This is a genomic window from Bradyrhizobium oropedii, assembly GCF_020889685.1.
GTDB classification, from domain to species: Bacteria; Pseudomonadota; Alphaproteobacteria; order Rhizobiales; family Xanthobacteraceae; genus Bradyrhizobium; species Bradyrhizobium oropedii.
Window position 1 is genome coordinate 1 of record NZ_JACMYO010000123.1, and the last position, 26,214, is coordinate 26,214.

16 protein-coding genes and 1 pseudogene are annotated in these 26,214 nt (G+C 56.6%); 6 read left to right on the forward strand and 11 right to left on the reverse strand.

Features of this window, described 5'->3' with window-relative positions; genetic code table 11:
• The 4 genes and pseudogenes from H8A95_RS28535 to H8A95_RS28550 form a co-directional block, all read right to left on the reverse strand.
• Positions 1 to 226: pseudogene (locus H8A95_RS28535) on the reverse strand (ATP-binding protein); the annotation flags it as partial.
• A complete protein-coding gene (gene istA, locus H8A95_RS28540) occupies positions 226 to 1,533 on the reverse strand; it encodes an IS21 family transposase (RefSeq protein WP_229186236.1) in 1,308 nt (435 codons plus the stop codon). The gene istA and the pseudogene H8A95_RS28535, both read right to left, overlap by 1 nt.
• Before the next feature lie 762 nt (positions 1,534 to 2,295).
• The gene (locus H8A95_RS28545) at positions 2,296 to 2,475 is read right to left on the reverse strand and encodes a hypothetical protein (protein WP_229186237.1); all 180 of its coding nucleotides are present in this window, start codon (positions 2,473 to 2,475) and stop codon (positions 2,296 to 2,298) included.
• Positions 2,476 to 2,585: 110 nt separating this feature from the next.
• Positions 2,586 to 2,891: a hypothetical protein gene (locus H8A95_RS28550; RefSeq protein ID WP_229186238.1), complete on the reverse strand. Its 306-nt coding sequence runs from the start codon at positions 2,889 to 2,891 to the stop codon at positions 2,586 to 2,588.
• A 794-nt stretch (positions 2,892 to 3,685) separates the two neighbouring features.
• On the opposite strand from H8A95_RS28550, the gene H8A95_RS28555 reads away from it, so the two are divergent.
• Positions 3,686 to 4,486 carry a hypothetical protein gene (locus H8A95_RS28555; protein WP_229186239.1) on the forward strand — a complete coding sequence of 267 codons (801 nt, stop codon included), beginning with the start codon at positions 3,686 to 3,688 and terminating at the stop codon, positions 4,484 to 4,486.
• A gap of 2,447 nt (positions 4,487 to 6,933) precedes the next feature.
• On the opposite strand, the gene H8A95_RS28560 is transcribed toward H8A95_RS28555, so the two are convergent.
• The 7 genes from H8A95_RS28560 to H8A95_RS28590 form a co-directional block, all read right to left on the reverse strand.
• Positions 6,934 to 9,018, reverse strand: coding sequence for a DEAD/DEAH box helicase (locus tag H8A95_RS28560; RefSeq protein WP_229186240.1), 2,085 nt, complete (start codon positions 9,016 to 9,018; stop codon positions 6,934 to 6,936).
• Positions 9,015 to 9,866, reverse strand: a complete 852-nt coding sequence (locus H8A95_RS28565) for a HamA C-terminal domain-containing protein (RefSeq protein ID WP_229186241.1) — start codon at positions 9,864 to 9,866, stop codon at positions 9,015 to 9,017. Before H8A95_RS28565 ends, H8A95_RS28560 begins: the two co-directional genes overlap by 4 nt.
• A gap of 700 nt (positions 9,867 to 10,566) precedes the next feature.
• Positions 10,567 to 11,598, reverse strand: coding sequence for a hypothetical protein (locus H8A95_RS28570; protein WP_229186242.1), 1,032 nt, complete (start codon positions 11,596 to 11,598; stop codon positions 10,567 to 10,569).
• Between the two features lie 758 nt (positions 11,599 to 12,356).
• Positions 12,357 to 13,190 carry a ComEC/Rec2 family competence protein gene (locus tag H8A95_RS28575; RefSeq protein ID WP_229186243.1) on the reverse strand — a complete coding sequence of 278 codons (834 nt, stop codon included), beginning with the start codon at positions 13,188 to 13,190 and terminating at the stop codon, positions 12,357 to 12,359.
• Between the two features lie 166 nt (positions 13,191 to 13,356).
• A complete protein-coding gene (locus H8A95_RS28580) occupies positions 13,357 to 14,781 on the reverse strand; it encodes a ComEC/Rec2 family competence protein (protein ID WP_229186244.1) in 1,425 nt (474 codons plus the stop codon).
• Between the two features lie 2 nt (positions 14,782 to 14,783).
• Complete coding sequence (locus H8A95_RS28585; protein ID WP_229186245.1) at positions 14,784 to 16,535, reverse strand: gluzincin family metallopeptidase; 1,752 nt, start codon at positions 16,533 to 16,535, stop codon at positions 14,784 to 14,786.
• A gap of 251 nt (positions 16,536 to 16,786) precedes the next feature.
• Positions 16,787 to 17,941, reverse strand: coding sequence for a patatin-like phospholipase family protein (locus H8A95_RS28590; protein ID WP_229186246.1), 1,155 nt, complete (start codon positions 17,939 to 17,941; stop codon positions 16,787 to 16,789).
• A gap of 940 nt (positions 17,942 to 18,881) precedes the next feature.
• On the opposite strand from H8A95_RS28590, the gene H8A95_RS28595 reads away from it, so the two are divergent.
• From H8A95_RS28595 to H8A95_RS28615, 5 genes are all read left to right on the forward strand, one after another.
• Entirely contained in the window at positions 18,882 to 20,696 is a 1,815-nt protein-coding gene (locus tag H8A95_RS28595; RefSeq protein WP_229186247.1) for a hypothetical protein, read from the forward strand.
• Positions 20,697 to 21,006: 310 nt separating this feature from the next.
• Entirely contained in the window at positions 21,007 to 23,517 is a 2,511-nt protein-coding gene (locus H8A95_RS28600) for a ComEC/Rec2 family competence protein (protein ID WP_229186248.1), read from the forward strand.
• 257 nt (positions 23,518 to 23,774) lie between these two features.
• A complete protein-coding gene (locus tag H8A95_RS28605) occupies positions 23,775 to 24,062 on the forward strand; it encodes a hypothetical protein (protein ID WP_229186249.1) in 288 nt (95 codons plus the stop codon).
• 35 nt (positions 24,063 to 24,097) lie between these two features.
• On the forward strand, positions 24,098 to 24,430 hold the full coding sequence (locus tag H8A95_RS28610; RefSeq protein WP_229186250.1) for a hypothetical protein: 333 nt from the start codon (positions 24,098 to 24,100) through the stop codon (positions 24,428 to 24,430).
• A 1,319-nt stretch (positions 24,431 to 25,749) separates the two neighbouring features.
• Complete coding sequence (locus H8A95_RS28615) at positions 25,750 to 25,995, forward strand: hypothetical protein (RefSeq protein ID WP_229186252.1); 246 nt, start codon at positions 25,750 to 25,752, stop codon at positions 25,993 to 25,995.
• Positions 25,996 to 26,214 lie beyond the last annotated feature (219 nt).

Below are 26,214 nucleotides of genomic sequence, written 5' to 3' on the forward strand. Positions count from 1 at the left end.
TCGGGAAGTGTGCGAGTTTCAGCCCCATCTCGATGCGGTGATGATCCTTGCGCGCGATCTTGCGCTCGCACAGCAGGATCAGCGTCTCACGCGCCGACAGGTTCGCGCGCGCCGCCTCGTCGAGCAGGTTGTCGAGCTGGTCGCGGATGCCGGAGAGCTGCAATCGCGCCAGCATGGCCTCGAGCCGATCGATTGGTACTTCGGTAGCCTTCGTTGTGCGCGCCATCAGAAGCTCCCTCCGATCGCTGCTTCGTATTCGGCAAGAGGACGCAACAACGAGGGCAGTGGAGACGACCCCGGCACTGTCGGTTCGTTTGCCGGTCGGCAGACCGCGCCATCGCGACCGGCAACCCCGTCGAGGTGGGCGGAATCGACGATCCGCAGCCGGCGACCCTCCGATTGCTTGTGGACCGCAACCTCGCGCATGCCATGGCGGATGCGCACCTCGCCCGCCGCAACTGTCACCGCCACGCGCTCGCCGATCAGCCGCCACGGCACCGAGTAGCTGTTCGTGTCGATCTCGACGGCGCAATCGTTGCCGACGACACGGGCCAGTTCGCGCAACGATCCGAACGACGGCTGCCCGCCGAGCGGCTTCAACCGGTGTGCCTCGTCACGCGCAAAGCGAGCGATCGGCGCCTCGCCGGTCGTGCCGTGGATACGCACGTTCGCCGCCTCACGCTCCCACTCGGCGAGATGCGCCTCGAATGCGTCCCAGCTCGCGAAGGAATGCCCCGCGATCGCGTTCTTCTTCACGTAGCCGACGCCATTCTCCGTCTTGCCCTTCGTGCGCGCCCGATACGGTGCGCAGGCGCGAGGACGGAAGCCCCAATGCTTCGCGAACGCGATGAGCTTGTCGTTAAACTGAACCGACCGGCTCACCGCGTCGTGGCGCACCACGAGCGCGCCTGGATTGTCCATCAGCACTTCCTCCGGCACGCCGCCGAAGGTCGTAAATGCGCTCTCGAGCCCGGCGAACCAGTGCTCTTGCTTCTCGGCCCGGAACGCACGCACATGCAGCCGCCGCGAATGCCCAAGCGTCGCCACGAACACGAATGCTTTGATCTTCACCCCGCCGATCTCGACCAGACGCTCCCCGAAGTCGATCTGTAGCTGTCGGCCGGGCGGCGTCTCGAACCGCGTCGTCGCCAGCGCCTCCGCCTTCAGCGCCTGGCGATAGGGCTGCACGGCGCGTTGTAGCGTCCGCCGGCTGACTGCCACGCCTTGCTCGGCCAACAGGTCCTGGCGCACCACATCCGCATTGCCGCGATGCCGAATGAACCTCTCGCGCAGCCAACCCTCGAGGCCATGGAGTCGTTTCGCCCGCTCAGGCGACTTGAACGGCTTCACCCCGCCCGCCGCCACGTAGTCCCTCACCGTGTGATGGCTGCACCCCAGCTGCCGCGCAATCCGCTTCAGACCCCACTCACACGCCCTCAGGCGCAACATCTCCGCCACGTCATCCGGCGTCTTCATCACCTGCCCCCGTGGATCAATCCACGACGAGCCTTCCGTGATTCGTTCCTCGTTCATTCGCTCTCTCCTCGGCTATCCAAGGAGGGGGCAATTCCTCGTGGCGCCGAGGGGGCAGTTTTCCATGGCGCGCGACACTCTAATTGCGTCTTGGCTTTGATCGCGCTAAGTTTTGCGAATGACGAAAGAAACTGTCGAACTGGCATTAAATCAGTCATGGTCGACGATACTCTTAGTCGCTTGTGGGTATGTCGCATACTATATTGCGAACGTCGGAATTAGAGATCACCACAAGTCGGCCGACGTCACCTTTTCGATCTTAGTTTTTGCTTTCGTCTCGGCTTTTGCATTCTATTTTGGCCGGTGGGTTCTCAATCTTTCCCTGGTAGTCTCATCAGGCATCACGTTCCTTTTTGCGATGGCTGCTGGCGCCTCGTGGAGACTGCTCGGGCGGCCTCGCTTTGAGCGCATGCTGCGAGCAACGCGCATCAGTCATTCGGACGACCTACCAAGCGCTTGATGGCGCTTCATGGAGAGCGATGTGTGGCGACTCAACTAGTCGTTCAGTTGAAGGATGGGACTTGGCTGATGTGCGACAACCTTTCGAGGTTTCAGGCGAGTCCGAATGGTCCCTGCGTATTGGGCGCAAAAGGCGATATCTTAATGTATGTCACCGACAAACTTACCGAGAAACAGAGCAAACGCGGCGTAGGGTTCGTTCCAGTAGCAGACCCCATTGACGCAGGTTGGGGGCACGAGATTACGTATATACCCGCCGATCAAATCGCGAGAGTAGATTTCCGTCGCCGGATCTAAATCGAATTACTTCTTTGGCTTTGGCGGAGATGAACTAGGAATCGTATCGGTCGTCGGAATGTAATTTCCGTCCACCCCGTGACCCGGATGCTGCTGGTTTGGCAGCGTCGCGGGTCTGTAGTTTTTGATGACTTCGGGGGTATAATTTTGGTTGGTGTGCTGCGAACCGTCTTTTTCATCGGACATGGTAATGGCTCCATTCAATAGCGCGCTACTTTATGAGCTGTCGCTCGAGGTTGCAAGCCAATCTTAGCTAGCGTTATGCGATAGTCCCTATAGCTCTGAGGTCGCTGGCATCAGGCATTCTGTCTTTGATCCGAATTAAAGCGAGCTACTCCGTACTCCGCGATGATCCATTTGTTCATGGTGACGGTTCGTCCCATCTCCCTTTCGGTGGCGTCGCGAACTGCTTTCAGGGCTGCTTCGGCCGCGTCCATATTCGCGAAGGTGCCTTGAAGCGTGGTGTTCGGGAGGCGATACCAAATGTTGTTAGAGCCGAGTATCCAAAGTTTCCATTTGTAGGCGGCGGCTTGCTTAAGAAACGTGGAATGTGGATCCGGGTTAGTTTCTTTTAGATCGTAAGATGCCAGGTACGTTGGCATTCCATCCCCCGCGTTATCGATAAAGTGCGTGTAAGACGCGCGCGGGTCCGCCCATCTCAAAACTGTAGCGCCATTGGCCTGCCGACGCTTTACAAGACTTGCGGCTGATCATCAAGCTACTCACGGCTGGTGATGCGAAGAGGACTACGCGTTGCGGGCTTCGAGTAATTCAATCCAGACTGCACTAGAAGAAAAAATTGAGTACGAAACGTACAAAGTGAGCTCTTTCGCGCTTTCTGTTACATCTTGATCAGGTCAGAGCTGTCGCCACGTTGCGCCCAGCTGGATTTTGCCGCAGCTTGTCATTTCCTTCTGCGGACAAGATTGCCAGCTGCGCGAGGAAGTAACCCCTGCAGCGATGGCAGTGAGCACCTGGAGCACCAAGGCCGGACGTGCGAAGGTCCCACGCTCAACACACAATCAATCCCAACGCGACGCCGGGAAAGTACGACAACGGGCTTGGTTGCAATGTGCCGGCGGCGCCGCGAGAAAACGGCTGCAGCCGGCATAGCGCGTCGCGCCCCTCAACGAATCCGCGAGAGGATCCAAACCGCGCCGATTATTTCAACATGCCGCTCTGGCCGCAACGTGCAATGCTGTGGCGGTGGCGCAACGCCGGTTCATAAAATCCCATAATCCAACTTTTGCTAGTTGCGCGCTTAGGTCGAAAGGCATTCGATAACGACCAGTTTTTTTTGGTCAGGTTGACCGGAGTGGCCCCTCGGCCCTCTAGAAAACCTGCACACTGTATATTTTAAGCCCGGGGATTTGGCATGTTGAGACCGGGAGTCAATTTGATCGCACTTATCGCTGGCTGTGTGCTTGCCGGGTGCGGGTTACGCGTCCCAGAGATCCGCGATTTTCCTAACAGTGGGTCATACGCCTCCAATAATGCTTTGGTGCAGGCAATCGTTCGAAGCGTTCATTGCGAGCTTGAGGATGCGGTCACCCGGGTTCTCAACGCAAGAGCCGGTTCGTCTGATGCTCTTTTCTTACGCAAGTGGGGCGCTCAGGTCGCCCTCACTATTCAGCTTGAAGAGAAGTCGACAGCTAATCCGACAGCTGTTTGGTTACCTCCCTCGCCACCTTCGTCGATCTTCAGTTTGAGCGCCGCATTTAATGGATCAGCGGATGCGACCCGTGTCGACAAAGTAAACTTCTATTACAAGGTGAGCGAGCTCTATCTGGGCCCAAACGGAAGATGTGAGCGTGATACCACGGCGCCAACCGATTCATTACTAATTCAGAGTGACTTGAAATTGGCAGAATGGCTCGACGCGATGGTCAATGGTGTCGCGACAGGACAAATCACGAGCGTCGCTAAGCAAAATGTTCTTTCCCATCAGGTAACTTTCGAAATCGATACTAGTGGAAGCATTACTCCTGCATGGAAGCTCGTGAGAGCGACGTTCAATCAAAGTGGCAACTTGTTGTCGGCTTTGCGCAATCGCAAACATGACCTGGTGGTGACCTTCGCGCCCCTGGATAAAACGCAGAGCGGAAACTTCCTAATCCCAATCGGCGAAAGTACGCATATTGCGTCGCAGTTGACCAGCGGCATTACGACCGGCTTCAAAAGCGCCCTGGGGCAATAGACTCTCTAAACGTAGATCTTTGATCGGAGCATTATAATGGCCAAATAAAACGAAAAAGCGCGCTGTCAGGAAAGCAAGAAAGATAAGCGCGGAGGTCGCCTCCGAGGCTCTGTGGGATTCGGATGATCCAGCAACGAATGCTCTGGCTGACCGAGTTGCGCGTTGTAATAAGCCGCCGCTCAAATGGCTCAAGCAAGCTGATGGGTCATGGCTAGAATGCTCCCTTCGATCAGACTGCACCTACGGCAACTGTCACGAGGTAAGTGTCAATGAGGTCCCACCCGAAGTCCGCAACGCTTGAGCGGCGCCGCGTGACCCGTTTGCGGGAGCCGCCATCAAGCTCTCAAACCGAGCGAGCTCATGGCCCGGAAATGTTCGCGCGCTGAAGGCCGCAGTTTGGCAAGCCGTTGATCAGTGGCTTTAATCGCGACGAGATGATTCTGCTTATCCTGCGTCCAATGAAGCGTTCGTCACGAATAGACACGGGCGTAGGGCGCGCGCGTGTGCTAAGATCGAGATCTCCTCCTCAGCTGTTCGCATTGGTGCTCGGCCTAGAGCATCGATGCATACAACTGAAGGAGGAGCGTGCCAGATGCTAGCTCGGAGCGCTAGATTAGCGTCAATCACGGGAGCAAACGATGTCTGACCTGACTCCGCAGATCGAACCACTTCCCCCAGTCGAGCCGCAATACCTTCAAGCAGCGGCGCTACAGGCGAGCCAGCTCAACTCCTTGGTGTGGCAGAAGATGGCACTCATATTCGCGGTCCAATCCACCACTATCCTCGCCGCGTATTTCTTACGAGGCTCATTGCTCAGTTGGATAACACTGTTAATCGGTTTCCTGTTCTGCTCAGGCGCGGTCATGAGTATTCATCGCGATCTAAACGGACGCAGATTCCTTCTCGCGCAAGCAAATCACATAGGACGACGATTGCTACGGCTACCTCGTGAAGGAATCGTTTTTTCTCTGGAGCCCTATCCTGATTGGGTCCTTCGTACGCATTGGACATTCTGGAGATTGTTGATTCTATTTCTAATTTGCTTCTGGGCAGCGTGTGCTTTTAACGTCCCACAGCTCGGCGAGTGGACGAGTGCATATATAGCGACACCTCTTTTGCCTTGTGATTCTACTTTGAGGTGACGGACCATATGTTATTTGCTCGTAGTCATCTCGGTTTGCCGAGTGCGGTGAGCTGGACGATTGGGGGGACGTCGAATCAAACAAGGACGGTGATCTCGCCGCCACCGCGATCGAGCGCGTCGCGGTCGATGGTGGCGTGGCTGGCGCGACCATATCCATAGAGCGCGGAGATGCGGAGGTACTTGAGGCGGGAAGCTGAACTGCGCCGCGGAGGTCTTGCGTTCGGTTCGAAAGGCCCGTCCGACCTGGTATCTTGCCTTGGAGTGACTGCCATCGAGCTCGCACGGGAGAGGAAAGGCAGCACGCTCCTTCAGATTTGCCTTCGACTGCTCTTAGGAAGCGAGGCGTGCAGCCCGGTCCAGCCCACGTCGTCTGGCCGCGAGCCGAATTCGTTCTGCAGGAGTGCTGGATCGAGGGCTCTGCAGCCTGCGACCGGCACGTCAGGAACAGTCTCGAACGGGCAGTGGCCGAGACATATCCGACCTCTGGCACTCGCGGATAACTGGTGGAACGGGCACGAACCCAGACGAGCCGAGACCACATGTCCCCAGTCGCTGGATAAGCAGGTTGCAGCTCGACCGGCGTGAGGTCGCAAGGCTTCAATAAACTACCAGATCGCCCCAATGCGGTCCGCGTGCCTGTAAGCGTTGAAACCCACATCCAGTGATGATGATCCGCGGTCGATGAGGGCCGATCACGAGATCGAGGTGCGGGCCATTCGGCTTTATTGCGTTCTAAGCGGATGAGTGAAGAAAAAGTGCGCAAGGTGGCGGATCGAGAGTGCAAAATACCGACATCACGGTTTTGATCCTCCGCATCGTAAATCTCTTGACGATTCAATAGAATATTCGATAAATCGCCACTTCTGTAGGCTAAGTTTTCAATTTTCAACGCGGTGCTAAAGCGTCCAGCAAACCACTATTACAGAGAGAGCCTAGCGGCTCTCGGATCCTGCCTGGAAATTGTGAAGCAGCGCGGCGCTATGCTCCGGTCGAATGACCGTTGGATGATAGGCAAGGACTGGCTCGCTGGCAAACATTGGGCGGACGTGGCACCATGTGCCGATTCGCGGCGCTGGTAATGAGAGACCGATCTGATTCAGAAAGTGGATAAGAGTGACCGTGCCCCACGGAATCATCCTACGTTGCCTATGGTCCCAGCAGAGGAACACCGACATTTAAGGTACGCCGGCACGTAATCTTCTTGCCGCACAGGCGCCGCGCCAGTATCGGCGAGCGGTACAAGGCTTCGTTAGAGTGCGCCAAAGTTGCTCGTGGGGCGGCCAATTGGCCGAACCGGACTACCTCAACCGGCTAGTGCATCAAGCACCCACTGCTTCTCGAGCGGGGTAAGCCGATCCCGGCTGCTGCGCGCCTCCTGGATCAACCGCCGACGTAAACTGTCGATCGTATCATCCCGCGCAAGGAAGCGCTCCGATATCTGTACCGGTACTCCCTGTTCATCGAGGTTCTTTAGGACTTCCAATCGAAACCAGCGAGGCATCTCGGCGACAAAGAGGCCGTAATTGGTTTTCGGCTGAATACGTTTGGCAAAGAGCTCAACCACCGAGAACAGTTGTGGCAACCCGTATTCGCAGGAGCGGAGAAAACGGAAAACGTTGTCCTGACCGCGCGGGGCGCCGCGATATGAGCTGCTGTGCCAGTGAAAGAAGCCCCGTAATGTCCCGTGAGTACGCAAGTTTGTCAGGTAGACAGCGAGCTGCGCCGCACTGCGAACACCAAATTCGTTCGCGTTCCGAACGCCACAAATGATTCGACATACGGCGAGAATGTCAGCGTATTTTGGCGATCCGCTCCAGTGCACGCGGGCCCCTTGACGCGACGCAATCTGGGTTTGCTGGTTGAGTGCCGCTGCATCTTCCAGCCCGACGGACGACGCGAGACGGAGCTCATCAGACGACAGTCCCATCGTGCGGGCGAGCTCCGCGACACGGTCGCTTATGGCAGGGGAGCTGTCCTCGTCGGAGATGTGGACAACGAGTTCGTCAGGAGCCTGGTCAAGATCGCCGAAGAGCGGGGGCTCAACCTCGATGGCCTCCTGGTCGGGTGGGGCGTGGAAAAGATACACAGCTCCGACGTGATGCTGACCAAGCCTGCCGGCGCGGCCGCGAATGTTCGAGAACGTGAAAAAATCGTAGTCCTTTCGGGCAATCTGCTTGTCGTAAATGAGCACGGACTTCGCCGCTGTATTCACTCCCTCGATCAGTGTCGAGGTGCAGATCAGGATCGGTAAGTCGCCGCGGTTGAACATTCGAACGAATTGAGAAGCCAATGATCGCGGTATTCGTCCATGGTGTACGGCCACGCCCGCGGCAACGGCTTCGCTCAGCTCCCAGCCCTCACCGAAATTGTCGTCGATCCACGCCGACATGTCGCCAAGCTTTGCGAAACTGTTGTCCTCCGTGAGCGTGGTCGCAAGCTGATTTGCGCGATCGGGCGAGGAAATGAAGACAAGCGAGGGCCAATTGCTCGAGCTCTTTAGCTCCGCCGTGAGACGCTCTTCCTTGTTCTTGATCCGGGTCAGATCGAACGTATCAACCGCGACCGTTGAGAAGCGCGTGTGGAGAAACTCGAACTTCCAGCGGTTGTCCGCCGAGTAGCGAACCGTTTCGATGTTCGGACCGAGAAAGAAGAACTGCTTGGAGCGTCGCAAGAGTTGATAGACCGCCGCGTTTAATGTCGAGCTGCGGTCGTCCTGGCGGGTCGGGTCGAGCTTGTAGAACTCGTCCACGACCGCCAGATCGATTGTGCCCAGATCCTTGCGGTTGATCAGCCGTTCCTGTGTGCCGAGGAAAATTACGCTTCCATCGGCAGGAGCCTCTTGTGAGTGGTACATGATCAATGCGAACTTGCCGCCAAACCGTCGCTCTATTCTTCGGCGGAATTCGTCAAGCAGGGCGATCGTCGGGAGGACGATGGCGATCCGCTTATATCGGCCGGTGGCGAGAAGTGCGTCAATCAATAGGCTCTTTCCAAAGCTCGTCGGTGCACTCAAGACAAGGTTGTTACCGGATAGAAGCGTGTTTAATGCCGCTATCTGTTCTCTATGGAACGTGATCCCATCCAATTCATCGGAGGTAACTGCGTCCGCAACTGCCGCGTCGCGGTAGTCCGCTGCGTCCTTGTCGATGTAGTTCCATAGTCCCACAGCCCGTGCCAGGGCGCTGAAGACCTCGCGGTAGGAAGCCAGTTCAGGCCGTGTCTCCAGGAGGTTCGCAAGGCGAGGAACGACAGTGAGAACGCCGGGATCGTCGACGTCAAGTGTTTGAATGTCCCGAGCGGTTTCCTGAAGGATCGAAAATACACGCTCCTTCAGCGCAGAACCGTGAAGGCTCTCGATCTCGTGCCACTGCTGTTGGGTAACTGTCACTGCAGTCCCTTCAACTTGTTATCGAATGCGGTGACAAAGCCATCCTTGTCGGCTAGCGGCACGTACAGCAGAACCACGCGTATGCTTTTGGTCAGCCCCGACTTGGCAATTCGCGTGCTAATGGCGTCAAATTCCTTCTCGAGAGCGGCCTTATAGGCGTCCGTGATTTGCGCTGCAGCGGCACACGCCTTGCTGTTGGAGAGAATGCCGATGACGAACACTCCGGACGAAATGAATTTGTCGAGGCTCGTTTGAGGCTCGAAGAGCTCCATCAACTCATCGTATCGCGGTGTGGTTTTTGGTATTTGAGGTCCGAGAAGAAGCTTTTGCTCCTTCAGAAAGCCTTGCTCAAGATGTTCCGTCACGGACTTCAGAGCCTCGGTAATGGCGTCTACGGTGTCCAAATATAGCTTTGACTCCCCAAGCCAAAGTTCAACCCCGCCCGCTTGAGGAAAACGGGCGTGCACCATGTCGAACGCCTTCACCACGTCATTCGAGGCGCTCTTGTAAAAAACGCGGTTCGAGATCGGCAGGGTATTAAAATACTCACGGCAAATCGCGTGAAGCGCGATCTCGCCGGCCTCACCGCGCCTTGCGTACTTCTCACTCGTGTAGACCCGGACAGCCGCCTTCTTCAGCTTCACATACATATTGGCATGCGTGATCGCGAGCTCATCCTCAGGCAGGGCATATTCGGGTAGCCACTCGATCAGATGCTCTGCGAACGGAATGCAGCGCCAGGCCTTCAGCTCGAACCCCGCACAACAGATGGCGTCGACGGGATTTGCGCCATCAAGAAAATAAAGCCGTTCGAGAAAACGTTTGGGTTTAAAATTATACGCAGTCAAGCCGACTCACCCCTGCCCATCAATCAAATACCTCCAACGGTTGTGCCGATGCAACAATCGCGTGCTGGGTGCGCTCGCGGCTTGGGGCCGCGGGTAAAGATGTATGATGTCATAGGGAAGAGTTGAAAAAACGTCGTTCTTCGATGTAGTTGCGCAGCTTTTTTGCGTTCTGCCAGGCGCTCCTGATCCGGGTTCTTTTCGCTGAATTTGTGCGCTCATGTGAAGCTGGAATTCGGGGCCCGATCGACCGGTGAGCCCGCGGAGCGCCGCGCTATCACTTGCGATGCTGGGTTTAGTCGCCGGCCTTTGCCTTCTTGAAGGCCGCCCCGCGCATTATGCGGCCCCAAACGCACCCTTTGGGAAAAAGCGACCGCCGTGCACGTGTTCTGCCCGCAACACATCGAGGGCGGCGGCCGACTCTCGCGCCACTGGCTGAATGGCGATCCCTCAATTACCACGCGGCCGTCACCGGCGGGGTTCAGTTGGTGCCTGATGATGAGACCCGCAAGGAGCTCGAGGCCGGTTACGAGAGCATGGCCGAGGACGGCATCCTTCCAGATGATGCCGAGCCATCTGAGAATTGATGAAGCGCTGCACAGAGCCCCAGCAATCTGCAAATAACCGATAGGTGGTATCTCGTCCCGTCTCGCCGGTTGTACTTGCCTCGAACAATGCTGACGCGCCGAGACGGGGAGTGACATCATGGATGCTCCTCATTCAGGAGTTTTTCCTGCTTGGGAGAACCTGCTACCCATGAGCGCCATTGACTGGCATATTCTCCAGGAAGCAGCTCATCCGGAGCTAGGCTACAGCGGACACCGCGACCTCGAGATTCAAATTCCGATGCGCCTAGTCCACACCAGAACAACGCTAGGTCTTTATCCGCCGTGAAGAACGTCGTCGGCACGCTCGGAAACCAGGAAAAGAGGTAAATCAGCAATTCCAGCGAGCATAAATCCGCCAGCGCATTGTAGGCGTCCTCTTCAGTGTAGTTCGTCTTGAACTTGAGAAGGCGCTTTGTCGGACTTTGGCCGTTCGGGACAGCGATCGAACTCAAGGCTGCGAGCGCGACCAGCGACGAGCGCGGCACATTGCACGCGTCGGCCGCGGCAATGACCTCGGTCCATCGCGCTGGCGCGTTCTTGCGACTGACCGGTGCGGTAAGAGCGGGCGCAAGTTGCATCAGAAACGCTTGCTTGCGCTTAAATCCTTTACGGGATTCTTCAATCAGACCCACCGCGCCCTTCAGGCTATCCGAGCCGAGCACAAGCCGAGCTTGCGGCAATGCCCTCCGCAGCTTCGCTGCGACCTCGTCGAGTTGCTGCAGCACAAGCGCCGGCGTCGGCATCGCCCTGACATTGCCTTCCATGGCAAAAAGGACAGGATTGATCCGCACAGCCTTGCCGGCAAGCAGATCCAAAAAGTCCGATCGACTGCCCGTCATCCTGCCGCCGTCAAACCGACCAACGATCTCGCTCACGACATTGCGGTCGAGCAAAATGATCGTGTCCGGGAAATCGGCAGCCAGTGCCGAAGGCAGCCAGCCATTCCTGACCAGGCCGATCGTGCGCGACCTAAATGCGCTTTCGAGCGTTAGTCGCACGGTATGAACCTGATTGCGATTCAGTTCGGTATCCGTGTCGATGATCCTGCAGTCCTGAAACACAAGCGGAATCGTGGGTCCGTGATGAAGATCGGCAGCGACCAGCTCGGCATAGCCGAGCGGCTCCACGCTGTCCCATGTGAAAGTCGTTACCTTCCCTGGCGCGCCGTCACAGCCCTTTTCTTGAACACGGATTGTCGACCGACCGGCTGCGTGACCGATGGCCAGTGAACTTGGCTCGAATGTCAGTGCGTTACCCTGTAGTTCTCGATCCCGCTTCGGCTCGGAATATGACAGCATTTGAGGGGAAGGTTCGCCTTCGCTTGCGCGACTGTACGAGGAGAAACATCAAGACGCAATCGTGCGCAGTGCGGCTTTCTCCGGCCGTTTAGTCGAAGGGGGCTGTTGCGCGCGAGCGAGCCTCGGATGAGCAAGAGCCACGGCGATGGAGAGAGGTGCCGAGGCCGCCCGCGTAAGGTGAATTGCTATCCTCTACTAGAGAAGCTGGCGAGGTGACCTGTCGGTCAACGACCGCTACAAGTGAGCGGCATAGTAACCTTACTGCGTTGGCTCAATCGAGCAGCCACAATTGCACTGATACGAGCCGATGGCCGAGCCACTCCAACGGAGATCGATTGTGCCGAGACCCGTCGAGCCTCGATCCTCGGTGCGACGATCGTCCTGTACTGGTTTCGGAAAGCCGATCAGCCATCCGGCCCGCTGCAACTTTGCGATGGACGGCGCAAGCGGATGCTTATAGCTGTTCTTGTTTCCGAAAGACATTGCAGCGCGGGCAGTCGATAGGTTTGGCTTTCTTGGTGTCTGGCCTGGAGCCCGTCCACCATGATGAGATACAACCAATGACGTGATCGACCGCACTGAGCGCTTCAGGGACGGGATATCGGAGTATCCTGCGTCACCGGGCAGCAAGATTGGATCGTCCTGGTCGTTCGGCCCATTGGCCCATTGACCCAAACGGCGATCCCGGAACGATTGAAGTTTCCCGTCGATCCCGTGCAGCGCTCGAGCTCAATCGCTCCCTTCTTCAGAATGCCTTTTCCATTCCAGATCAACAGGGTCCCGTTTTGAGCAATACCGCTCGCCATAGCGGATTGCGGGCCAGGTCCAATCCTCTGGAAAGGGGCAATCCAGGTTCTGTTGAGTGCTGTCGTGAACTTGTTAGCGGCATGAAAGTGATCGTAGTGCCAGTGAGTAAGCACCACCAGGGGATGATCCTTAAGACAGATCCCGGTCATTGCGGCCGGCCATGTGCCGGCGTCCGCCAGAACGCCCGCTCCAAGGTCAATATAAGCTAATACCCTCTTCGATTTAGTAACCAGCGCGTTGGCTGCGCCTTGTCCAACATCCAGAACGAAAACTCTCTCTACACTGTCGGTCGGCAGAGCTTCTCGGAGTTCATCGCCCGATTTTGCGTAGGGCGACAAGTCGGTTACTCTCTTCAGGCTACTTAGAACATGCGGTGTGAAACCGCTTTGATAGAAGCGCACACGCGAGGCTGGTCCGTTTATGTTTCCGTATAGATTCGCCGGGCCATGTTCGTCTTCGAATATTCGAAGCTCTAACCATGTCGGAAGTCTCCTCGACCAAAAGTCGAGCCATTCCAGAGCAGCGACATCTTCGCCGAGCCGCGAGTTGATCTCGATCGCGTAAACCGGGGCCTGCGTTGAGAGTGAAAGCCAACGGCCGGTGGTCAGAGGCACCTGAGATGAAAAGTTCTCACCGTCGAACCAGTCGGCGTCGACTGCATCAAACAGCGCGTACTCTGACCGATCCCAGTCGATCAGTCACGCGTAGACCCGGCCGGGACCTTGAACGCGCATTCAGGCAGGAAGAAGTGATTCAGCCTCATGGCGGAATGCTGCCTTGCTACTTGAACTCGTAGTCGATGAATAGCTCGCCCGTGGCCGGGATCTTGAACTGATCCGGGAGCTCGCCGGCTGTTTTCTCCGCTTTGCTCGTTTGCGTGGCCACCTGGTCGCTCCTTGCCAGTTGACCTTCCATTCGCCCGCGCAGAGCGTCCAACAAGGGCTCTCGAGGAACCTGATTATAAGCGTGGATCTGCGTAGAGCACATCCCGACGCAGCCAAGTCTCATAGCTGCAACAGCATCCTTGGGCGTTGCGTTGGCGCTGCCATGGTGACCTACTTTGTAGAAATCGATCTTGCCGAGGATCGATTTGGCGTTCTCGGTCAGCTCGGTGTGGCCGGGGGTTCCATATGCGCCGCCATAAAGAAAGTTCTCCCAGTTACCCCACTGGGCATCGCCGGCGAACAACAGGTTCTTCCCTCGAAAGCTGAACAAGACCACGAGGCTTTGATTGTTCAACGTGTTATCCGCCGCCTTCGCGCGAGCCGCCAACAGGTTCGGCTGCGCACCATCGATCAGGCGCGTTATCGTCTGGTCGTCATAGATCCTGAACGCATCGCTCGGATAGCCATTCCTGTCTGTCCAAAATGCCTTGGGGAAGGGGCGCACTCCCTCGTCATCTGTCTCGATCTGCTCAGACAGATATTGCTGGCTCACCTTGGTCATCTGCGAAATCAGCTTGGGGTCAATCGGCGGCCCGAGAATTTGGGCGGATAGACCCGCGTCAGAAAGGCTCTTGGGCAAAACCGGTTGATCGCCGGCCTTGTAGTAATCGTGGTCAGCCTTGTTCTTGAAGCCGTTGTGAAGGACGTCCAAGGCCTTCTGATTTTTCGAGCCCCCCGCGGCTGCCGGTCCCCCGGTGATGTTGTCGACCATGTCCTTCAGCATCAACGAGCTGTCGTCGCCACGCGCGGCGAATCTCATCGAAAGATCGTTGGCCATCGCGGTGAGGCTCGCTTGAAAAGCCATCGCAGTATCGTTCTTCGGATCCTCAAACCAGGGCATCCAGACACGCTCAACCGTGAAGCCGCTGAAGACGTCGCTGCAGGTCGCAAAGCCCGATATGTGGTCGGCATGTCGATGCGTCATGACGACGAGGGTGAGTTTAGAGCCACAATCTTTCGCCATCTGATCCACGGCGTCCCGGATGCTCCCGAGATCCTGCGCATGAACGCCGCAGTCTATGAGAACATGCTCGCTTGGTCCGTTTGCGGTCGGCACAGTCAAAAGAAAGAAATCGCCAAAGCCAACTCGAAACATTCGCACCCGCAACCCTTGGGCGCTCCCATTTGAGGAGGGAGTCGTCGTGGGGGCGCTTGTACTCTTCCCATGGCTAGGGATCTTGGTTGCTTTGCCACTCTTCTTGGCCGGCGCCTTCGCCTTTTTACTCCGAGCCTTGGACGCGGAGTTTTTCTTAGGAGACATGATCAAGCTCCGGCGTGCAAAAGGCCGAAATCGAGCTGGAAGCGTGCGTCGTCTCCAGCCTCACCAACCTCGCCACTTTCGATTTTTTGGCTGATCGCCCGCCCGCTCGAGGCGTAGTATGTCCGCACGCGATCCTCGCGCTCAGCGCTGTGAAGCTTTGCGATCACAAACCGAATTCTTGGCGGTGGTCTTTCGTCCGCTGTCGGCGGATCCTGGGAAATCAGGAGCGTTACGCCGTTTCGCATCGGAAAGGTACCTGAACCGGCCTCGCCGAACGGCCTCCGCACGGTTTGGACCAATTCAGCCACCATATCCACAAATAGCCGACCATCTTCGCCCATGTGAAACATGGGATGAAACGAAAGTGCCTGGATCTTGCCGAGACTCCGATCAAATCCGAGCAGGTCACCGTGCTTCTGCGCATAGGCGCGAAGAACGTCCCCGTTATTGTCCTTCTCGGACTTGGTCAATCCGTTCGGATCGCCGAATTGAAGTCCGTCGACGGTCGGGAGCGCATCACGCCGGACTTTCGGCCAGAATAGGGATTCTTCAGAGAACGAAGCCGCTCCGTCGGCTATGATTCCGCGCAGGCGGAATGCCTGCATCAGCGCGTCGCGAACACCGTCCGGATCCTTCGGATGTAGATCCAGGTCCGCAGTCAGTACGGCCCGCAGAAAATCTCCAAAGGTTATGTCGACCGGCGGGCAATAGTCGAGCGCTCGTGCACAAATAACGAAGAACTGCTCTGCCGTGCGACTTGCCTCGGCGGCCAGGCGTTCAGCAAGAGGCGCGGGCAGATCGTCATGGTCGAGATTGCCGCCACCTGCGCGATGGATTCGAAAGAGGTCCATTGTTCTGCGAATATAGATCGTGAAATACGCATCGAACACCGCAGCGACCAGGATCGACCCGCGATCGTGGGGTTCCGTCTTGACGTTAATGTCATTTGAATTGGGCGGTGTGCCGAGCGCACTGCGGAGCGCACCACGCAACCCGACTGCTTCTCCAAACTGGGTGGCAAGCGCGACGAGCGGATTGGCTTTTCCAATCTGCGCCTGGATGACCGCTCCCGTCGATCCCGGCGAAATTGCCAGCTCTGGTTTAAGGCGCGAGTCGAACAATCTGCCGCCGGTCTTCTCCAACGTGTCCAGCAGAAACTCCTTGTGCGAGAAGTGCGAGAACAGCGCGGCAAGGTCTGCAAATGCCTCATGAAATGCCGGAACGTCGATGTTGGTTGGTTCGGTAAAGAAGCTGCGTATGCCGTCGACGATCGCGTGCGTCGTCTCGTGCGCGATAATGTCATGTGACAGGCACGTGAAGACGGTCTGCCCGGGGAGATTGCTTCCCGGATTGCTGCGGCTGGCTCTGAAATACCCAAAGAGGATTCCATGCGCCTCGGGGCTATAAAAGGCATTCGCCTGGCACAAAGCGTGAGGAAATAGATTGAGGCAGCGAGACGCGCCGCGCGGAACTGGATCGGCGCTCGCCGAGCGCCTTGTGCCTCGCCAATGAATGCGACGTCCCAGCGCGAACTCAAACCGCTGCAGCGTTTCACTTGCCACGGCATAGGCCATCTGCTGGTGAAAGCGAGGGTCCGACTCGCTCGGCGCGAGACCTCCGCGGATCAAGAGCCTCGGATCGTTTAGATCGACAGGTTGATAAAATGTCTTGTTTGCTCCGTCGTAGTCGATCACTGCAAATCGTTCGCCGACCGGACCTGGTTGAACCGCTTCATATCGCACCGATGCGGTCATGTAGTTTCCGACAAGGCGACCTGCGCTGGGGTCAAACGCGTAAACGCTTAGCGGACGTTCGCTCGGTGTCGGTATCTCCGATGACGTATAGATGTCGGGAGGTGCCGAAACCTGCGCTTGCTTCCCATTGTCGCCCTGATCGCCAACTTCCTCGCAAACCATAGTTGGACGCTTCATAATGTTGCCTCACAATTAGCGAGACTAAGTGCGGCATCGCGCTGGGTGGGCGTTGCCGCCATCTTGCTCGGTCCTCAGTATTCGTCGGGAAACGGAAAATCCGTGGGCTCAGCAATCTGAATGCCAAGTGTTGTCTGCAATCCGGGAGCGATATGCTTGCGCAGTGCGGCGTCGCAGATCGCGTACCCCCAATTCATGAGCTGATTCTGAAGTTTCAGCGGCATCCGCTCCAAACGAGTGGGGACTGCAGCCAAAGCAGCGGGTTTTCTGGTCGCGCATTTCAGGGGGTCAGTCGCGAGCTGATAATCCGAAAATGAGGTGCGAATTCCCCAGAACGCTCCGGTGTGGTCACCGCGCTTGTAAGCGTCGATCAGGTGTCGCTTGCGAAGACTGCGGACCTGGTTGTCAATCGTGTCGAGGATACGCATGGAGTGGCGTACCCAATCGTGATGCGGGTCCTCCTCGGGCGCGATCTTTTGGCCGGCATCACTCACCAGCAGCGTCTTGAAGCGCTTGGTTGTTTCCAAGCCGAGATTGTCATAGACCCCGCCATCGCTGAGTACGGCCTGTGTCGTGAATGGAGGACGGTTGAGCTGACTGCCGGGCGGCGCCTCCACCTTTTGCCCGATAGGCAGTACCATGGGTGAGAGGATGGGCGGAAAGGCGGATGATGCTGCAACCGCAGTGCAAAGCGATACGTCTGGATCCTTAACCAAGCCGACGAGATAGTCGCCCATGTACGGCCTTGAAAAGCGCCAGAGTGCCGAGCTTTGGACGTTTGTCGCATTGATCACAAAGCGTGGAGCTTTCTTTTGAGAATCATCGGGAAGGTCCTTTAGCTTTGCACCCTTGAACAGTACGTCGTCGTACGATCGGGCGACTTTTTCACTAATCGAAAGTGAAGAGAATATCCCACCGATGACAGCGCCGGCGTCGACTGTGGTGTCTGCCATTGCGCGAATGCGGTCAACAAGAAGATCGAACTTTGCTGTTTTGCCGTTGCTAAATTGCAGTTCGTCCCAGAGCAGGCCCAATACACCTGCAGTGATGGACCCGCCCGAGACGCTAGATATCCTCGCCAACTTTCCCAACAGTCCGATCTCGTTGAGCCGATAAAGAGCTCCAACATGGAAGACCATGGCACGATATCCGCCGCCCGAAAGCGACAGGGCGACCCCATCCTCGATGGCTATTGATTGCTTATGCGGATCAATAAGTTCTTCTTCCATTTGAGGTCCCAGCTGCTGGCGTTCTCACAAGGTCAAATCGCAAATCGAGCGGTCACGTCCAACCGCTGGTTTGATCTCGTTCAGCAGATCTAAGCCGTGGGGAGCCTTGCACGGCGAGTGATTGACTGAACAAACAGGAAGACTGCGGAAATGGACGTGGCATCTGAATGGTTCACTAAAAACGTGTGACGCAAAGGCTCAAGCGCCGCCAAAACATCCGTGGCTCCGGCGCTGTTGAAATGTGACTCGATCAATTATGTCGGCGTATGAAACCGCTTATGCAGCGTCGCTGCGTAAGATTCAACCACAACGATAGTATGGCATGTTGCTCGAGGATTTCAATCAATACGTGTGAAAAAATGCAGATAAGCTGCGTCCGCCTTCGGCTACTTTCGGTAGTACCTGCAAAGCGTGGAGGATGGCCGGGTTTGGGTAATCGACTGGACTGGCTGAACAAAACGCATCGGCAGGCTCACGGGGGCGTCGCTGCCTTAGCAGCTCAGCGTGCGTTTGCATTTCAAGGCATGCGCGTCAAATTGCGCAGAGGAAGACGATTGTCTTCGTGAATCGTAGAGCTTGGCGAATGCGAGGAAGTGAGCGGTTCGCGCTGAAGACAATTCCGGGAAGAACGGTAGAGCGGGACCTTTTAGGACGTCGCTTGTTTGGCTCCTTCTTATTCGAGACGAAGCTCGCCTTTGGCCAGATTGGCCGGCCGCTTCTCGAGGTTCTCATCGCGGATATGGCCTTCCGCGCCTTGGGCTCCTTGCGTCGGCCCGGCTGCGGCCTGAATCGAGCGATATCAAGGCAAGCATTGCCATCAGCACGGGTCTCGAATGAAATGTTCGAGGCCCTTCGTATTGCCCGCCGGGCTGGATGTGAGTGTGATCTGCCGCGCCGCTAATTAGACTGAGAAAATTCATTTGATGGTCCTGAGGATTAGATGATCAATGCACTTCGCGTGGCAAAGACAGCCAATTTTCACAGTCTGAAGCGAGCGCTGAGCAACGCCGCGGTTGACGATCTTTTCCGGCGAGTTCGCGCCGGGCAGCCGTCCGCCTCCCAGAATGTTTTCCACCATCGCCGCGTTTTGGCAGGGGCGACCTATTGGTCAGCGATTTCGTTTTTTTACGAACGCCCAGCGGCGTTCATGTCTGAGGAGGCCGGCATTCGGGAGCGGATTTGTGGGTTTCTCCTGCTGGTCGAGCACCGAGGCCACGTCGCCATATTCAAGTCGAAGCTTGATCTCCCCGCGGAATTCTCGACCCGATACTTCGCGCGGGTGCCGTCCGAGCGGGTCGACATCGCCGTCGCGCGTAATGACGCCGTGTTCGAAAAGATCCGGCTCCGCAACATGTCGATTTCAAAAGACGTGATGCGAAGCAAGACATTTGAGGCTAACGATCTAAGCAACGTCGTGGGACCGGCCGGGGCGAGCCGGTACGTGCCACAAGGTTACACAGTCCGATCGAATGCCGGTCACTATTCGACAACCCCGCGCACGGGCCGGATTGGTCAACGATCCGATCGTGTCGGCCACCAGGATTTGATCGATTATGCGACCTCCGTAATTGATCAGCTGGTCGACGCTCAGGGAGCCCCAGCCAGATTCATCGGTACATTCGCCCGTGCGATTGACTTGTCGAGCATCCAAGGAAGCGTCAGTCCGACTGCGTTTGCGGTTGACGTAGCTAGCCTGACAGACGCCGTCCACGAGCGAGGCGAAATCAGGTTGGTGCGTAAGAGCAACGAGAACTATGTCGTCCTCGCAAAGTCCGAAATCGACGAGGTGTTATCGGAGCTAGACTGTGTGCTAAAGGTCGACGGCCAAGGCAAGCTGCTGGATCTGGTCGACAGCGCCACCAGCAGCAAAGTCGGTGCCATAGCTATCAATCAGAATCGGATTGCACTGCGTGACCTACGCCTGCCTTTTAGCGCTGATGTTGAGATTGAGGATCTTGATCGTCCGCTGGGCGAAGATCCAGATCGAATCTCGCTTCGACGTTACATAGAACGGGAGGACTATTTCATCGTATTGTTCGACTCGCCCTCGCTGGCGTATATAGACGGCACGCTGTTCAGGGATGAGGGGTTCACCGACGGTGGCGTGGCTTTGCTACGTTATTTGCGTGCGAACACCCTCCTCGGCGGTGTTGTCGATGAGAAGGGAAAGTTTACGGCTGCACATGCGAAGTTTGATTCCGATTCAACGTTCGGAGTTATCGATAAAAGTGTCGCTGATGGAGACGAAGTTCTTATATGCGACGATTTGGGCGACGAATGGGCGGACTTCATCGGGCTGAATAATTCGAGCAGTCCACCTCGCATCACCTTTTATCATGCTAAACACGGGCCGCCTTCGCTCGGCGCCGGTCAGTTTCATATTTCGGTCAGCCAAGCTATCAAGAATTTGCAGCGCATGAGCCTGCCGGCAGACGCGATGGGAGCAAAAATCCGCAGGTGGGAAAAGAATTATAGCAACGGCGGGGCAACAACTAAGATCCCGCGGACCCTCCGCGGAAGCGTAGGTCAGCTCGCCACCGAGTTTGCACGTGCGCGAACCGCTCCCGATGCAATCCGGCGGGTCTTTATCGTAACCTCATCGCTCAGCCGAGGCGCGGTCGAAGCTGCTCTTGCGCGCGTTAAGGCAGGTCACGCGGCGGACCCATATTTCGTTCAGCTCTACTGGCTTCTGATGTCGTTTTTCTCGGCTTGCACGGAAATGAATGCGCACGGCTATGTCGTTTGTCAGGATTAGAGAGCACGGATTCCCTCAGCGACATGATGAATTGGTCAAGCTGCATTGCGACTTAACCCCGGCCGGCTCGTTCTAGATTGGAGCGTTTCAGAAGCCTTGGTCGGCTGTCGCGTTGTAGAGAAGAACAGGGGAGAGTGCCGCTGCTACACTGACTGGTTAGACACCGCGGGCCATGGCAATCCAGCATCGGATGAGGGGCAACTGCGTACCCTCAATTGCATTCATTTCAAGGGTTGTTATTGCGTGCCTCACAACCTAGCATAAACTCTACGCCATTTTGTCGTTTTTATCTCGATTTCAGGAAATCCATATGTTCGGTCGGATCACGGCCCGTTTCGGGTCACTTGCGGTATTTCTGTCCGTCCTTGTAGCGTTGCCGATCTCAGCCACGTCAGCATCCGCCAACGACCTGCCGCAACGAATGAGGCTGCCGGTCGGCAGCTATTGGATTGGGGGTGGCGGAGGCGGCGACCTCCCGTCGGGGCACCTGGGGCTGAACCGCACGGCCAATACCGACGGACGTTCTAGCTTCAGCATGCCCGCCTATTGTATCGACAAGGGGCGATCGGCACCAAACAGTGGTCACCCGATTACAGCGTTCAGTGGTGACGTCCGAATTCAGCGGTACGAAAAGGGCCGGCTTGTCGGAGAGAAGCCATTTGCCGACGCCATTTCGGGACCAATGCCCTGGGTCGCTGTCTCCGGGCAAGACGGCGAGGGCAAAGAGGGATCTGCAATTAGAATTGCGATCACCCCGCTTGATGGTCGCTACGACTACGCGGTCCACGTCCAGGGCTTGGCGATTGCAGGCACTGACGCCAACGATGTTGCCAAGGCCTCCCAGGAGTGGAGGGGCAATGAAGGAGTTCTGAGGGTCTCCAGCGCCTTCGATGTAATGAGGACGATCGTTGCATCGGCACCAGATCCATACGAGACTCTCGATAGGATTGAGAACGTGAGGCAGGGGCTGGAGTGGCGCTTCTTCGGAAGCCAATCGTCCGGTGCGGATGTGGCGGGGGCCAAAGTGAATTTGCCTGTAGTTCGGGCCGCAGTTGACCGCCTGGTGGCGGCGGATTTTGCGCCCCGAGGCGGCGCGTTGAAGGCCCGCGATCGTGGCGACTGGATAACGTTCGCAAAGGGCCGCAATGTTCCAGCTTCTGAGGGAGAGCAGCTTTCGCGAGTGATGTCTGACATCGGCATGGAAATCGCTTTGCCGGATGACATCGATCAGCCCGAAACTCTTTCGATGCTTGCCGACGTCCACAGACTGATGCCGCTGGATCGCGCTCGGGCGCTCCAACCGTCCCGAATGTTTTCTGCGGAGAGCGAGGTCGGTCTCGCCTCGGGGCCGGGCATTTTGCGGTCGTTTTACGCCACCCGGACCCAAGGCGGTCAGTCTTTTGCAAAGGCGCTTCGGATCGCAGCTTATCAGCGATTCAATCCGCTTGATGTTGCGAGCGGCCAGGTTGAATACGATCTTCTGCAGGACTTGCAATGCGCGGCTGAATTGGATCGAGAGGATACAGCCGCCGGCCTTTTTGGCGGCAGGCATTTCGTTCGTAACGAACAAGCTGCAGCCGCATCGTTTGTTCCGCTGCAGGCTTTGGCTCGTCAACTGCATTTCTACGCCGACGAATTTGGTAGATCGCGCAAGGTGAAGGTGTCGAGCAGCGATATGCATATTTGTTTCCAGTGGTTCGATGATCATCGAAAGCTAAATACAAAGAAGATACCGCGAGAGGAATTCGGAGGCCGCTTCGTGACAGCCTTCGGTCCCGCCGTATTCATCACAGACGGAAGTGACGGCGCCCTGGACGAGTTGCTCAGCGCTGCCGGCGCTGAGGCTCAAAACCTCGTTAACGCGAGATTGCGGCTCGCTGCAAGTTCTGTCCGAATGCCGACAGGGAAGCCGGGCAAAAAGCCCGATGTCGAGATCGTGCAGCGAGCGGGGGGAGGGGAGCGCTCCACGGACGTCTCCATACTTGAGCTGGACGGAAATGGTGATGCAGGCGTGATAAAGCTGGAGGACGGCTCGATCGTCATAGTCGATACCGGACGGAGCCGCGACATCGTCCAGCAATTGAGGAAGTTTCTCGTTCGGAACTACGGGAGCGAGAAGCCGCAAATCAAATTGATCATCACCCATTCGCACCAGGACCATATAGGCGGGCTTGGCGCTCTCATCGATGCTGGATTTCGCATTGATGAGATTTTAGTCGGCAAATCCATACAAGACTTGGCGGACGATGGGGTGATTGCCAATTTACAAAAACGTTTGAAGAACGCGGGATACGACGACCGCTCGACGGATTCCATCGGCCACTTCGTTCGCGACGGCGTAACGCCTTGGATCAATCTGGACAATGTAGTCGAAAGAGATGGAGTTGAGACCTTCACGCTTTATCCCGGCAACGACACGACAATCACCCTGCATCATGTATCGGACAGCAAGGAGCCGAACGATGCTGGGATCGTAGTTAAACTCGTGAACAGGGGGACTAGTTGGCTTTTGACCGACGACATAAGCGCAAGCACGATGAGGACGATGCTTCTCTCCTTGCCGCCGGGATCGATGTCTGCAGGCTATATGAAATGGCCACATCATCTATGGTTTCCAAAAGAACACTCCAGTGCGCGCGCGGACTTGAATCGCTTTCTCTCAGCGGTCGCGGCGCACACATATGTCTTTTCGAACAAAGGCCATGTCTCACACACCAGCCAACGCTATCGGGATATCGTCACGTTCATCCATTCAGCTTTCGACAAGGACGTGAACGCCTTGTGGACAGACGAGTGGAAATCGAACTTGGTATTTCGGTAGCTGTGCAGTGTGCCGGTGGGTGATTTTTTTAAACTGCATCCATCGCTACTGCTGTTCCTATCCCGAGAGTTAGAGGAGGGCCCCGCGCAGGAGCGCGCGCCCGTCAGGGGAAATTTGGCGCAGTGATCCGCACTGCAACGATTTCGTATCGTGCATGCAATTTAATTGCGCCGAACTTAACGAGGATTTCGTCAAGCCTGATTAGCTAAAGGAGGGCCACTTCATTGAGTTGATGAAAGATGAGCTCGATGGAGTGGATGACTGAGACTCTCCGGGCGACTAAGCCAGAGTTTCAACCTACAGGCGGTTCAATGGATACAAAGAAGGCCTCGCCCGGCGCGCGGGCGAGGCCTTTTTCAGATGGATATGCCTATGGCGCAAAGGTAGCTACTGGGCCCAGGGCGCGCCGGGAGGTAGGGGCAGGGATAACGATGACCGAGTTCGTAAACAAGTTGACGCTTCGCGCATCAGAATTGAAAACGAAGAGCGCCAACGAGGCCGCCAGGAAGTCCAAGCTGATCGATGAAATACTTTTCGAAGTTTAGGGCTGGACCGGAGACGACGTGGTTGGGGGATGAAAATGTGGAATTGGATTTCTGCGATCGGTGTAAGCGTCGAATTCGCCGGATTCGTGATCCTGGCGATTGAGGTCTATCGGACGCTCAATTCGGATATTCTCGAAAACCTCGAAATCGTTGCGGAGAAGAGTGCGACGGATTCCATGATCGTGGACGATGAGACCGATCTGCACTTTGGCGGGGGGCAGATCGGTAAGTTGATCGAACAGATCAATGCTCGGCAGGCATCTTTGCGGAGCCGCAAGAACCTCATCAGAATCGGCGCGATAATTAGCGCCGTTGGCTGCATTGGCCAAATCGTCGGTAGCTTCGGCCAAGCCTGGACCGCAAATTGAAAGCGGCGGCATGCCGCGAAGGCGGCCGGCGCAAGTGATTGGCCTTGCCCCCGGGCCTAATCCAGTGGGTTTCCATAGGTCCAAGTTTAATGCGGCGCCACTATCGTAGACATCCGTATTCTCTGCCAGCAACACGATTGAGAATGGCGTCTGGTATCAGGCGCAGGACTCGAGCCTATGGCCGAGCCGCAACCTCAGCGGCTAATCGACGATTCCGCGAAGTGGGGCGCTTGCGCGATTTGTTCGTTTTGGCCTGTGGTCCGAACTTTATTCTGCCTGCATGCGGGAGCGTCCCTTCTACAGGCCAAGAAAAGATAATCATGGTGTCAGATCCCGAACCGGTTTCCCGCACTTCGAAAGCTCCGCCGTTCATTTCTACAGTCGCACGACAATAGCCTATAGACCAGAACTCGTCACTGCCTCGAACGGCGTCAGCTGCCCGTGCTCGTCGGGACTTTTGACGCGTACCGTTGTGACCAGTTTGGATCCTTTCAACGCGCCGCGAGAATCGTATGCGCCATGACGAGTACCTATGATGACCATGTGACTGAGAACCGTGCGCAGTGAGGACGCCGCACCACGAATCCTCGGAACTATGCCGAACGATGCGGTCGCATGGATACTGGGATCGAGGTCTCTTGCCGTGTTCATGGCTTCCGTCACGACATGGTTCGGGTCGATCCGCCAGAAGCGGACTTTCGCTCTGTAACGATGTCGACAGGACCCATGAGGTTGCGCACTGCGACCTGCATTGCACCGAGTTCCTTCTCCACCGCGTGCAGTTCGTCTGGTACGATTTGGTTCTCTGCGGGGTCCAGACATCTATTGTGTCGCGCACGCGCTGGTTCGATCGCGCGGCAACGCTCATGATCTCGTCTCTGACATGCGAGTTTGCGGATTGGTAGGCGACTAGGCGGTTTTGAGTATCTGCGAGCGCGCGGCGGGCCCGCGCCTCCGCTTCCTTCGCGATCTTCAGCGCATGTTCGGCTTCGCTCGTCGCTTTCATGGCCACAGACACGTCTGATCTAAGGAGACACAGGCTGCCATCCGGCATAACGGCTTCGGTGAATTGTATCCAAGTCGTATCATCGATCTGTAGCCGCCCAGTATCTTTGGACGTCATTCGCTCATCGCGCGACATCTTCGCGATTGTTATTTTCCAGTCGGCAAACGACGGAAGGACGTCAGGCTCCTTTGAACGGGTCAGTCGATAGAACGCGGCATTCGCACCGACAGGCCCGCCGCTTGCCGCCCAGACCGCCAACGGATATCTTCAACCGGCAAGGCCAATACTTGGCGTTGACAAGACGATCAACGACTTGTCTGAATATGTCGGGAAACTCACAAAAGACATCAGTGTTGATGACACGCGGCGTCGTTTATTGTATGATACCGCAACCTTAAGTAAGTTGGTTCATCAGGCCATTTCATTCGCCGTTCGCTCGGCAATTGATAATATTTATGTCGTAAAACTCGCATTTGCAGCGGAGTCATTGCACCGCTCCATTGGAGAAGGCCCTCTATGCTCGACTCCAAAACCACTGCCTGTCTCCGTCGAGTTCTAGATGAGGTTGAGACTGGCACCCGAGCACACGTCGCTTCCAAAATTTTAGAAGCCGCCTCTCGAGGCGAGACGTCCGTCGAAGTGCTCAGGCAAGTTGGACAGAACGCGTTGACCAGTGCGATGGTCCGCCATCCGGTGCGGCAATATCAGGTTGCCGGCTGAACTCTCGAGTTGAGCGGTTGACGCGTCGGTACGGTTCAGATTCAAGATTCCGATGAAC